Below are 11,808 nucleotides of genomic sequence, written 5' to 3'. Positions count from 1 at the left end.
TATGAATACTCGGAAGCTTGAGCCGTCATCATGCCGCGAGCTGCTGGCGGAATACCGGGCATCGGGCGCGCGGGCCGAGGCGCCGGAGCGGATTCCGTTCGCGGAAGTCGGGGAGAAGGATGTCTACAACATTGCCGCTCCGCTTCTGGACAGCGGCCGGGAAATCATCCCGGGCCGCGTGGAATCCCGGGACAGCGAGCATTCCATGGTCGTCTTCTTCGCGGAAGAGGGCGGACGGTGGCTGCCGCTGGAGGGGGCTCCGGTGCTGGAGCTCCAGGACCCGTTCCACTGCCGCATCGGCGGGAAGCTCATCGTCGGAGGCGTGGAGATCTATCCGCATCCGGACAACGAAGGCGCGCTGATGTGGCGGACCGTCTTTTACCGCGGCAGCGGACTTTCGGATTTAGAGCCGTTTTTCAAAGGACCGGACGGAATGAAGGATATCCGCCTGGTGGAGCTTGCCGATGGAGAGGTCGGGGTTTTCACCCGGCCCCAGGGCCGGAAGGGCGGCCGCGGCAAGATCGGATTCGCGAGGGCGTCCTCTCTGGACGGGCTTACGCTTGAGCTGATCGAGGATGCGCCGCTGCTGGAAGGCCAGTTCGCGGAGGGAGAATGGGGAGGGGCCAATGAAGCCCATCTGCTGCAGGACGGCCGGATCGGCGTGCTCGGACATGTCGCCTGCTTCGACGAAGCGGGGGACCGCCACTATTACCCGATGGCGTTCGTGTTCGATGCTGACGGCGCCGGCTGCTCGAAGCTGAGCATTATCGCCGAGCGCAGCGTCTTTCTGCCCGGTCCGGCCAAGCGGGCGGACCTGCAGGATGTCGTCTTCAGCGGGGGGCTGCTTCGCAGAACAGACGGCACGGCGGTTTTATACGCGGGCATCAGCGACGCGGACGCGCAGAGGCTGGTCATCGCCGACCCGTTTGCCGGCTTGTAAGCTTTGGCCGCATTACTAGTTAAGATACAAAGGAGTTCATGCCATGAATAGCTACCGTTACGAACAGAATCCGCTGGTGACCCCGGCGGACGTGAAGCCGCATCGAGAGGATTTCGAGGTCATCGGCGCCTTCAACGCAGGGGTGGCGGAATATGACGGCGAAGTCATCCTGCTGCTGCGCGTGGCGGAACGCCCGATCAGCGAGGATCCGGAGGCGGTGCTGGCTCCCGTCTACAACAGGGAAAAAGGCGGCCTGGACCTCATACCGATCCGCAAGGACGACGAGCGCTACGACTTGTCCGATCCGCGCGTCATCGTGCGCAAGGAGCATGCGCCGGCCTTCGAATACCTGACCTCCCTCTCGTACCTGCGCATCGCGCGCAGCCGGGACGGCAGGAGCTTCACGGTCGACGAGGAGCCGTTCATTTATCCGACGCAGCCCCTGGAGATTTTCGGCGTTGAAGACCCCCGCATCACGCAGATAGGGGACACCTACTATATCTATTTCTCGGCCGTGTCGCCCGTCGGCATCGGGGAATCGCTCGTCTCCACGAAGGATTTCAAGAGCGTCACGCATCACGGCATGATCTTCGGGCCGGACAACAAGGACGTCATCATCTTCCCCGAGCGCATCGGCGGCAAGTATTACGCCCTTCACCGCCCGACGACCAAAAGCTGCGGCCGCCCCGAGATGTGGATCGCGGAATCGGACAACCTGCTGTACTGGGGCAACCACCGCCATCTCATCGGGCTGCGCGACGGCATGTGGGACAGCGGCCGCATCGGAGGCGGAGCCGTTCCGATCCGGACGGAGCGCGGCTGGCTGGAGCTGTACCACGGCGCGACCAAGGATCACCGGTACTGCATGGGAGCCGTGCTGCTCGACCTGGACGATCCGTCCAAGGTGATTGCCCGCTCCGGCAAGCCGATTCTGGAGCCGGAGGCGGATTACGAGCGGGACGGCTTCTTCGGAGGCGTCGTCTTCTCCTGCGGCGCTCTCGTCGACGGAGACCGCGTCCGCATGTATTACGGCGCAGCCGACACGTCCATGGCTTGCGCGGAGCTCAGCCTGACGGAGATTCTGGACAGCCTGGAGCCGGTCTGAGCGCAGGCTTGGCCTTGCCCGGATCTGGACCCGCGTCTCTGCAAGGAGACGTCAAAAGCATAACATGCAATAAGTTTTGCCCCTTTTCGTTCCTAGGCCAAGCCAAGGATTCTTGCTGGACAGCACCAGCCCCGGCGTATGCCGGGGCTTTTTTTATTCCCGCAATCGTTTTTATTCTCCTCATCGGCCGCATCGGATCGGCTTAAACCGTTCTTGCCCCTGCGAAGCGGGCCGTACTCTGGTACACTGGCGAAAAGAACGAGTCGGGAAGGCAAGGGGGATGGACTCCCGGCTTGCCGATCCCGCATATGGAGGCTGCACCCATGATCAACGAAAACGAAATGCCCCTTACAAGCAGAGACATAAGCGAAGGGCTGCGAAAAATAGGAGTGGAGGAAGGGATGCTGCTGCTGGTCCACTCCTCCATGAAGGCATTCGGCCGCTGGGTCGTCGGCGGGCCGGAAGCGGTCGTGCTTGCACTCGAGGAAGCCGTCGGGGACAGCGGCACGATCGTCATGCCGGCCCAATCGTCGGATTTGTCCGAGCCCTCCTATTGGATGCGCCCGCCGGTTCCGGAATCATGGTGGCCGCTCATTCGGGCCGAGATGCCCGCCTATCGCCCGGACTTGACGGCTACCCGCGGCATGGGCGCCGTCGTGGAATGCTTCCGCCGTCAAGAGGGCACGCTGCGCAGCGCCCATCCGCAGGTGAGCTTCGCCGCCCGCGGACCGCTGGCGCAGACGATTCTGGAACCGCATCTGCTGTCGCCTGCCCTCGGCGAAGGCTCCCCTCTTGAGCGGATGGCCGAGCTTGGCGGCCGGGCTCTGCTGCTTGGGGTCGACCACGAACGAAACACGACGCTGCATCTGGCCGAGCATCGCGCTTCTTACCCCAACAAGGAGATGCTCAGCCAAGGCTCTCCCATGCTGAGGAACGGCGTCAGGGAATGGGTGGTTTTCGAGGACCTTGCGTACCGCGACGACGACTTCAACGTCGTCGGCGAAGCCTTTGAAAGGGATTGCCCGCTGGCCGCCAGAGGGCGGATCGGAGATGCGCTCGTGCGGCTGCTGCCGCAGCGGGAGCTGATCGACTACGCGGCGGCCTGGATGGAGGCCAACCGGTACTGACCGCGCGGCCGGCCAAGGATAGTTCCGGCGGATCTGGACCATCCTACCTCCATAAGGGAGGCTTGAAATCATGTCCGAACATCTCAAGCGTCCTCGGGCTGCCGCCGCCGGAGGGGCGGGCTCCGAAGGGGGCGCAAACGGCCTTTCTTGGTGGAAGCTGTCGCTGTTCGGAGCGGGCTGCACGATCGGCACCGCTTTTTTTCTCGGCACCGGCATCGCCGTCCGCCGGAGCGGCTTCCTCGTGCTGCCGATTTTTCTGGCTGCTGCCGCGGCCACTTATTTCGTCTATGAGGCGCTTGCTTCCATGACGGCCGAGCAGCCGGAAAAGGGCTCGTTCCGAGCGTATGCCAAAAAAGCGTACGGAAGATGGGCCGGCTTCAGCACGGGCTGGATCTACTGGTCTTCCGAGCTGCTCATTCTCGGGGGCTCCCTGACAGCTCTCGGGCTGTTCACGCGGTACTGGCTTCCGGCTGTTCCGCTATGGGTTTTTGCCGCAGGCTACGCCGTGCTGGCGCTCGCCGTCGTCGTGCTGGGGTCCAAAGGAATCAACACCGCCGAGAACCTGTTCGCCGTCGTGAAAATCGCGGCCGTCGCCATGTTCATCGCCGTCGCCGCCTTCATGCTGCTGAGCGGCAGAACGTCCCCGGCGGCAAAGCCGGCGGAGTGGAGGGGGCTGCTGGAGGCCGGCGGCTGGAAAGGCGCCTGGAGCGGACTTCTATACGCCTTCTACGCCTTCAGCGGCATCGAGGTGATGGGTTTCATGGCTGCCGGACTGAAGCGGCCTGCGGATGCCCCCAAGGCGGGCCGCATCATGCTGCTCGGCATTGGAATCCTCTATCTTCTTTCCATCGGCCTTGCAATTGTGGTCGTGCCGCGTTCGGATATGAATTCCTCGGAAAGCCCGTTTGTCCAGACGCTCGAGGTGATGAGGCTGTCCGTGCTCGTCCATATGCTCAACGGGGTGCTGATCGTCGCCGGATTCTCGATCCTCGTCGCCTCTCTGTACGGCGTATCCACGATGCTGGTATCGCTGGCATCGGACGGAGACGCTCCGCGCTGGCTGACGCGGACGGCGGGGGCCCGGCGCCTGCCATGGGCGGCGCTGCTCGTCAACGCGGGCGGCATGACGGTCTCCGTCGTGCTTGCCCTGCTTCTGCCCTCGACGCTGTTCGAGCATCTGGCGACAGCCGGCGGCCTGGTGCTTCTCTATGTATGGATGTTCATCGTCGCGACTTATCTGAAGCTGCATAAGCCGGGGCTTCCGGGATGGATCAAAAGCGGGACGGCGCTTGCCCTCATGGCGGCCGCCGCCTCCGGCTCGCTGCTGGAGCCGGCAGGCCGGCCAGGCTTCTGGGCCAGTCTGGCGATTGCCGCGGCGGTGGGTGCCGTCACGCTGGCCATGTCGAGACGCTGGAAGGGCGGACAGCCGCAGCCAGGCGAGGAGAAGCGTTCCGAGGGCGACGCTTGCGGGGAGACGGCTTCATCCTGAGGCGGCGAACGTTTCGTCTTCTCGCCTGAGCGCTCAAGACCCGCGAGAATGCTTCCTTGCGGAATCCGGATCTAGTCGCCGGCAGGCAGCTTGATTTTGCCGCTCAGGAACGGGCATTTCGACAAGGCGCTGTCGTCGTCCCGCAAATAGTATTGCTGCCATTCCTGGTTGTCCTGCTGGCCGTACCATTTGAGCGACGGATGGGCGGGGATGCCGTCGTAGTCCGCCAGCTTCCTGCGGATGATTTTTTTCATGTTGCGGCCGAAGGGCGTGGAGTCGTTGATTTCCCGGAAAACCCAGCGCGGCTGGAAAGCTGCGAGAAAGCCGGAAAAGGAGCGGCTGCGCCGGACCACATGGGCCGGAGTGGCGCAAAAGGCGAAATAGGGCTCTCCGCCGAAGCAGAATTCCCATTCGTGATGCCCGGGATCCCGGGGAATCGATTCCGGCCAGGGTGCCGGGTCCAGCCTGGAAGCGCCGCTGAGAAGAGACCAGAACAGCTCCTCATAGGTTTCCACGGACGCGCTCTCCAGCAGATCCTCGGGAGTGCGGAAGAAGATGACCAGCGAGGCGTATTTGCCCGTTTCCCGGGACAAGGGACCGTACTGCGCAAGCAGATCGGCGACTTCGCGCGCCGCCGCTTCCGTACGCGGGTCGGGAGCGAACCCGAACCGCAGATTGTCGGTCAGGAAGCCCTGCCTGCCCGGCACGCAAGGATAGGAATTGCCGTCGTCGGCGATCATGGAAGCAAAGCTCAGGTAGGCTTCCCTTTCCCACTTCTCCAGTGACATTGAGTGATGTTCAAGCCAGCTTTTTGCATGCAGTTGTGCCATCCGTCCTTGCCATCCTCCTTTGATACGTCGCTTCATCGTATGTAAGGAGCGGGGGATGGGTGAACGTCCCGGCATTCTAGGCCGTCAGCTGGAGGAAGGCCTGCCAGCCGAAGTAAAGGCCGAAGCCGATCAGCGACAGCCCTGCCAGGGAAGAGATGCCTTGCAGGACGCGGCTGCTGGCGAATCGCCGCAGCGAGCTTGCGAGTGCGGCCATGACGACGTCCCAGAGCAGGATGCCCGCGAAAATTCCGGTGCTGTGCAGGAGCAGCAGAGAGAGGCCCTCATGGGAGCTCCCGGCGATCAGGGAGCCGTAGATGCCGAGCCAGAACAGGATATTGAGCGGATTGAGGAGCGCCATCAGGAAGCCGGAGCGGAAGGATGCGGCTCGCGTCGTTTCCTCATGGAGCGGACCCGGCAGCGAGGGGGAAGCGGCCTTCAGCGTTTCGAGACCGGTGTACATGAGCACGAAGAAGCCGAAAGAGAACAGCAGCGTGCGCATGAAGCCGGTCGCCAGGAAGTTCGCCACGCCGAAATAAATCAGCAGCATGTACAGCGCGTCGGCAGCCATGGCGCCGATTCCGACCAGCCATGCATGGGTGAAGCCGAACCGGGCTCCCTTGTCCAGCTGGGCGGCGTTGATGGGGCCGATCGGAGCCGACAGGGACAGACCCAGCAGCACATAGGCCAAAAAGGCGTTCATCCGAAATTCACCTCCAGAGGAAATAGGCTTGCCTGCAACGGGTACAAGTCATCCTATTCCTATTCGGAGGCTTATTTTTGTAGAAGGACAAATAGGGGCGCCGGAGCGGCGTCCCTGGAAACAGTTCGATTCAACGACTCCCATGTGTCGCCCGGCCGATCCATCGATCGCCGTGATCAGTCGACAACTTCGACGCGGATCGGCGTGCAGGCATAGCCGTTGCAGGCGCTTTCCGAGCAGGGGCAGGCAGAGACGGCGACGATCAAATCCATTTCCGCCCTCAGCTCCACCGCGTCGCCCGCCTTCGATAGCGGACGCTCGACGGAAATGCTGCCGTCCGGATGGATGACGGTGTTCATGAACACGTTGAACGCGTAATGCTGGTCCGGCTCCGGCAAGCCGTACGGCTCCAGTGCCCGGGTCAGGTTTTCATGGCAGCTGGCGTGGTTTTTCTTGCCGTACAAAAACTCGTACATCTCCGGACGGCAGGAGGCGTTGATGAAATCGTGGACGCCGACGTCGTCGGCGACAACGGTCAGGATCGGACGGTATTTGTTGGAGTAGAGAATATCCCCCGGACGGACCTTCATCTTATGGAGGGCGTCCATCGTCACGTTGGGATCGATCCTCTCGGTCGTGTCGTCGGCGCGGTAAGCGACGAAATCGGCCACCTGCTCGCCCTCGACATCCGTCACCCGGATGACTTGGCCTTTGTTTACTTTGAAGCCGATTCCTTCTCCGGCTGGAATCAGCCAGTGGCTCTGCGGCATGCTCGGTTCACCCTTCCTATGGTCATCTAGTCAGTATGGCTGTAAGGCGATCGGGGCATGCATCGGGACGCCCGGACCGTCGGCAGCGGCGGAAAAGTTGTCTGTCCGGCACGCGGCGTGATATCCTGCATGATAGACCTATCGTTTCCGGCAGAGGCGAGAGCGTGGACCGGAAGGATGCTGAAAGGGGCATTTCGCATCATGAGCAAGGGCGCATTCATGGGGGAAGACAGGCAAGCCTGGCTGGAATCGTTTCAATTTTCCATCCCGCTGAAAATCCGTTATTGCGAGACGGACATGCTGGGGCATGTCAACAACGTCAGCTACTTCATGTATTTCGAGCAGGGCAGGATCGAGTACGTCGAGAACCTGGGGCTGACCGACGAGCTGTTCAGCGACAAGACGGTATCCGTCGTGGCGGATCTCGAATGCCAGTACCTGGGCCAAATTTATCTCCGCGACCAGCTGCGGCTGCATGTGAAGACAGCCAAGCTCGGACGCTCGTCCATGGACATCCATTACGCGCTTACCGTCGGGGAAGAGCTCAGGGCCGCGGGACGCGGCACGGTCGTGCTGATCGATACGGCCAGCGGCCGCAGCACCGCCATCCCGGATCATGTGCGGGAGGCGCTCCGCTCCTTCGAGGGCGAGGGAATGACCGATTAACCGGACTTCGGTCCAGGACAGGAACATTCCACAGACGGTATGCCTCAAGCGCCCCATCGCGGTAAGCTGGTTCCAGACGACATCTTGCGGGCAGGGCATGCGGAAGAAGACTATTTCGGCCGAACGAGCCGTATGTATAAGCGGAAGCTGCCACCGGCTAAGATCTTGAAGGAGGAACCCCCTTTGGTACCTATAAGCCAGCAGAGGATCCTGGTCTTGACCGGGACGCTGGGCGACGGCCACAACCAGGCGGCCGGAGCCATCGCGGAAGCGGCGGCGCGGCAATATCCCGACGCTGTTGTCCGGGTCGTGGATTTCATGCAGTGGACGCATCCCAAGACGCATTCCGTAGGCAGATTCTTCTACATGCAGGGCGTCAAAGGCTTGCCGTCCTTGTACGGATACCTGTACCGCGCCACCCGCGACGAGAACCGCCTGTCCGGGATGTTCAAGCAGATGCGCACGTTCCGCTCCGGGAGGATGATGGAGCTGCTGGAGGAATTCAGGCCCTCCGTCGTAGTCAGCACCTTCCCGCCCGCTGCAGCGGCGATGTCCCGTCTCAAGACGGCCGGGCTGACGTCGGTCGCCACGGTGACGGTGATGACCGATTACGCGCGGCACAGCTACTGGCTCCATCCGGGCACGGACCGGTACATCGTCGGCTCCGAGTCGATCCAGCGCTCCCTGACGGAGCTCGGCATACCGGCTGGAGCCGTATCGGTCACCGGCATGCCCGTCCGCTTCTCCTTCGGACGCGCCTACGACCGTCTGGAGCTGCGGCGCAAGCATGGGCTCAGCCCCACCCTGCCGGTCGTTCTCGTCATGGGTGGGGGCGACGGCCTGATCGGACGGCGGCTGCTGACGCTGCTGGATTCCGCCGAGGACATGCCGCCCGCCCAGTACGTCTTCGTCTGCGGCCGCAACGAGAAGCTGCGCCGCCAGCTGGAGAAACGGCTGGAAGCGATGGGCGGACCGCATCGGATCCTCGTGACAGGCTTCATCGACTATGTGCACGAGCTCATGGCCGCAGCCGACGTCATGGTGACGAAGCCGGGCGGCCTCACCGTCTCCGAGGCTCTGTCGCAGGAGCTGCCGATGATTCTGTTCAAGCCGATTCCGGGACAAGAGCAGGAGAACTCGGCCTATCTGACGCGGCTGGGAGCCGCAGTGGAAGCCCGCTCCAAGTCGGACCTCATGCGTAGGCTGCGCCAGGTCATCGCGGAAGACGCGCTGCGCGCCCGCCTGCGCAAGAACGCATCGCTGAACAAGCCGGAGCATGGCGCGGATCGGGCCGTGCATGCGATCATCCGGATGCTCGGCCAATCGGCCGAAGGCGCGGACGCCGCAGCTCTTCGCTTGGCGGCTGCCCATGCGTGACAGCTGCACAAGCTGGAGACGTTGCTCAAGCATGACGGTCGGGCAGGCATGAGAATGCGGCAGGCATGACCGATTGCTGCGCACGCATCCGGAGATGCAAAAGCTCAGCTGCGCATCCATCCGAAGCTGCAACAGCTCAGCTGCGCAGACATCGGAAGATACAAGAAGGAATTCGGCCATCGGCCCGGATTCCTTTTTTTGATTTTTGCTGTCGGCGGCATCGTGTTTTTGTACTGATTTCGCCTGCCGTCTGCTTTATTTTTCAGGATGGCTTGCCTGATCAAAAATGTATGCGCTATCATAACAATTGTGACGAAAACGCTCAAAACGATGTCAGATTTTCCGATATTTATTGGAAATACGAGGAAAATTGGCATCGAAATGTTCTGGCGCTCGTCCAAATCCTTGACTATGATGGTAGAAAACATCCCAAAACTCGCCTGGGGGAATCGGCAGCATGGAAAACTGGCTCGGCAAATCACTCAAACACAAGCTATCCCTCCTGACGATTCTAGCCGTGCTCGTGCCGCTGATGTCGCTCGGACTGCTGTCCTACTCAATCGCCGAGGGGCTGTCGGAAGAGAAAGCCAAGATCGACGGCATGAAGACGCTGGATCTGCTCCAGGCTTACCTGGACAACATGGTCGCGGACGTGGAGAACATGTCGCTCTTCCTGATCGGCAACGAGAATGTCCAGAAGGATCTGCAGGCCGGACAGCGCGATGCGCGCAAGCAGACCGCCATCATCAGCTTTCTGACCGATCTGGCCTTCTCCAAGCCGTATATCAGCAACATCACCATCGACGGATCGGGCGGAAGCTCGCCCGTGAGCATCCGCTCCGTCGTCTCCTCCGGCCTTGACCGCCTTGCGGCCGAGGACCCGGAGCATTACGGCCCGCATGCCAAATGGTGGTCGTCCGTCTACGTGCAGACGACTTCCCTGGACAGCCAGCAGGTGCTGACGATGTCCCGGCCGATCCGCAGCACGACGCGTTACGACAAAGTCATCGGCCAGCTGCGAATCAGCCTCGACCAGTCGGTCATCGCCGGCCAGCTGCGGCAGTCCGAGCTGGAAGGCTCGGGCTCGGTCGTGCTGCTCGACGGACAGGGCCGGATTATGGCCGGACCGCCGCGCTGGGAGACGAACCGCCCCCTTACGGATTATTTGCCGGGCTTGACCGGGCTGGACGGAGAGAGCGGCGTGCTCACTTACGGCCAGAACGACACCCGTTCCACCGTCCTGTACCGCTCGCTCGGCAGAGCCGACTGGAAGCTCGCCGGCATCATCCCCTTTCAGGAGTACCGCTCCCAGAACCGCTATTTCCTTACGCTCACCGCAATCTCGGTATGCATCGCCCTCCTGTTCGTCATTGTCGTCGTCGGCTTCATCGTGCGCAAGGTGACCGGGCCGCTCTCCTCGCTGACGAGGCAGCTGCGGGGCGCGAATCCCGAGGAGCCGCTGCCTGTAATTCCGGTCACAACAATCGACGAGGTCGGCCAGCTGGTCATCAGCTACAATCGGCTCAGCAGCCGCATCGTCAACCTGACGGAGGAAGTGAAGCGGAGCGAGAGCATGAAGAAGGAAGCGGACATGCTGGCGCTGCAAGCCCAGATCAACCCTCATTTCCTTTACAACACTCTGTCTTCCGTCCAGTGGATGGCGCTGATGAACAAGGATGCCCGCACGGCGGAAATGGTCGGCTCGCTCAGCGACTTCCTCCGCTTCAGCCTCAACAAGGGGCAGGAATACTGTACGGTGTCCCAGGAAATCAGCCATGTGCAGAGCTATATCAAGGTACAGTCGATCCGTTATCCGGAGCGGTTCTGGTTCCGCACGGAGGTGCCTCAGGAGCTGCTGGAGCGCCGGATGCTGAAGCTGCTGCTGCAGCCGCTGATCGAGAACGCCCTGCTGCACGGCATTCTCAAGCGGCCCGAGCCCGGAGGCATCGAGGTCATCGCCGCTCCCGTCGAGGAGGGAATCCGCTTCACGGTCCGGGATGACGGAGTCGGCATTGAGCCGGCGAAGCTGGAGGAGCTGCGGGGCCTGCTCGTGAGCCGGCTGCTGCCGGGCTTCGATACGGCGACCGGGGGAGAATACGGCAGCTACGGGCTGCGCAACGTGCACAACCGGCTGCTGCTCCATTATGGTCCGGGCGCAGGCCTGCAGGTGGAGAGCCGCGTCGGAGAAGGGACAGTCGTCATGTTCGTGCTGCCGGAGCCGGCCGAGGAGGAGGGAAGCGGATGAAGCTGCTCATAGTCGACGATGAAGTCATCATCCGTACCGGTTTGAGCACGGTCATTCCTTGGGCGGAGAACGGCTTCAGCCTGCTGCCCGCAGCGGCTTCCGCGGAGGAAGCGCTGATGCGCATCCCGGTGGAGAGGCCGGAGCTGATTCTCACCGACATCCGCATGACGGGAGCAAGCGGCCTCGAGATGAGCTCGGAGGTGCTCGCCTCTTATCCGGATACCGAGGTCATCGTGCTGTCCGGTTATGATGAATTTACTTATGCCCAGCAAGCCATCAGGCAGGGCGTGAGCGAGTATCTGCTCAAGACGAGCGGTCCGGACGAGATTTTGCAGGCGGCGCTGCGGGCGAGAGACCGGCGCCGCAGCAAGCTGGAGCGCGAGGAGAGCAGACGGATGCAGTCGGAAGCCTATTACGGGCAGCAGATCTCCCGCCTTCTGGGAGGAGGGCGGCCGGAGCCGGAGCTGCTGGAGCAGACGTTCGACTGGCATCCCGCCCTGCGCGCTGTCGGCCGGAGCCGCGGCCTGCAGCTATGGCTGCTCGGCTATGCCGGTCCGGC

Annotated in this window: 12 protein-coding genes; 8 read left to right on the top strand and 4 right to left on the bottom strand. The window is 62.3% G+C overall.

The genetic code is table 11. The annotated features are described in order from the left end of the window. Position 1 precedes the first annotated feature (1 nt). From BN871_RS15790 to BN871_RS15775, 4 genes are all read left to right on the top strand, one after another. Entirely contained in the window at positions 2-940 is a 939-nt protein-coding gene (locus BN871_RS15790) for a DUF1861 family protein (RefSeq protein ID WP_053086991.1), read from the top strand. 43 nt (positions 941-983) lie between these two features. Continuing rightward, positions 984-2,045: a glycoside hydrolase family 130 protein gene (locus tag BN871_RS15785; RefSeq protein WP_021877567.1), complete on the top strand. Its 1,062-nt coding sequence runs from the start codon at positions 984-986 to the stop codon at positions 2,043-2,045. A gap of 323 nt (positions 2,046-2,368) precedes the next feature. Next, on the top strand, positions 2,369-3,172 hold the full coding sequence (locus BN871_RS15780; RefSeq protein ID WP_127508131.1) for an aminoglycoside N(3)-acetyltransferase: 804 nt from the start codon (positions 2,369-2,371) through the stop codon (positions 3,170-3,172). A gap of 70 nt (positions 3,173-3,242) precedes the next feature. Further along, entirely contained in the window at positions 3,243-4,661 is a 1,419-nt protein-coding gene (locus tag BN871_RS15775; protein WP_048747214.1) for an amino acid permease, read from the top strand. A gap of 71 nt (positions 4,662-4,732) precedes the next feature. On the opposite strand, the gene BN871_RS15770 is transcribed toward BN871_RS15775, so the two are convergent. The 3 genes from BN871_RS15770 to BN871_RS15760 all read right to left on the bottom strand — a co-directional run bounded on the left by BN871_RS15770 (position 4,733) and on the right by BN871_RS15760 (position 6,961). Beyond that, the gene (locus BN871_RS15770) at positions 4,733-5,491 is read right to left on the bottom strand and encodes a YqcI/YcgG family protein (RefSeq protein WP_048747212.1); all 759 of its coding nucleotides are present in this window, start codon (positions 5,489-5,491) and stop codon (positions 4,733-4,735) included. 76 nt (positions 5,492-5,567) lie between these two features. Then, entirely contained in the window at positions 5,568-6,191 is a 624-nt protein-coding gene (locus BN871_RS15765; RefSeq protein ID WP_048747211.1) for a LysE family transporter, read from the bottom strand. Between the two features lie 176 nt (positions 6,192-6,367). Then, a complete protein-coding gene (locus BN871_RS15760) occupies positions 6,368-6,961 on the bottom strand; it encodes a DUF1989 domain-containing protein (RefSeq protein ID WP_021881523.1) in 594 nt (197 codons plus the stop codon). A gap of 201 nt (positions 6,962-7,162) precedes the next feature. Here BN871_RS15760 and BN871_RS15755 point away from each other — a divergent pair, with 201 nt between their 5' ends. Further along, on the top strand, positions 7,163-7,627 hold the full coding sequence (locus BN871_RS15755) for a thioesterase family protein (protein ID WP_048747243.1): 465 nt from the start codon (positions 7,163-7,165) through the stop codon (positions 7,625-7,627). Positions 7,628-7,810: 183 nt separating this feature from the next. Then, the gene (locus BN871_RS15750; RefSeq protein WP_053086990.1) at positions 7,811-9,004 is read left to right on the top strand and encodes an MGDG synthase family glycosyltransferase; all 1,194 of its coding nucleotides are present in this window, start codon (positions 7,811-7,813) and stop codon (positions 9,002-9,004) included. 104 nt (positions 9,005-9,108) lie between these two features. Here BN871_RS15750 and BN871_RS15745 read toward each other — a convergent pair whose 3' ends face one another. After that, complete coding sequence (locus BN871_RS15745) at positions 9,109-9,432, bottom strand: hypothetical protein (RefSeq protein WP_048747208.1); 324 nt, start codon at positions 9,430-9,432, stop codon at positions 9,109-9,111. A 29-nt stretch (positions 9,433-9,461) separates the two neighbouring features. Between BN871_RS15745 and BN871_RS15740 the strand changes: the two genes are divergently transcribed. Next, a complete protein-coding gene (locus BN871_RS15740; protein ID WP_048747206.1) occupies positions 9,462-11,249 on the top strand; it encodes a sensor histidine kinase in 1,788 nt (595 codons plus the stop codon). Next, the coding region (locus BN871_RS27790; protein ID WP_048747205.1) for a response regulator at positions 11,246-11,808 on the top strand (563 nt) is incomplete at its 3' end. The genes BN871_RS15740 and BN871_RS27790, both read left to right, overlap by 4 nt.

Source organism: Paenibacillus sp. P22 (assembly GCF_000469945.2).
Classification (GTDB): Bacteria; Bacillota; Bacilli; order Paenibacillales; family Paenibacillaceae; genus Paenibacillus_O; species Paenibacillus_O humicus.
The sequence above is the reverse complement of the archived record's forward strand: the minus strand, read 5'-3'. Positions and strand labels throughout refer to the sequence as shown.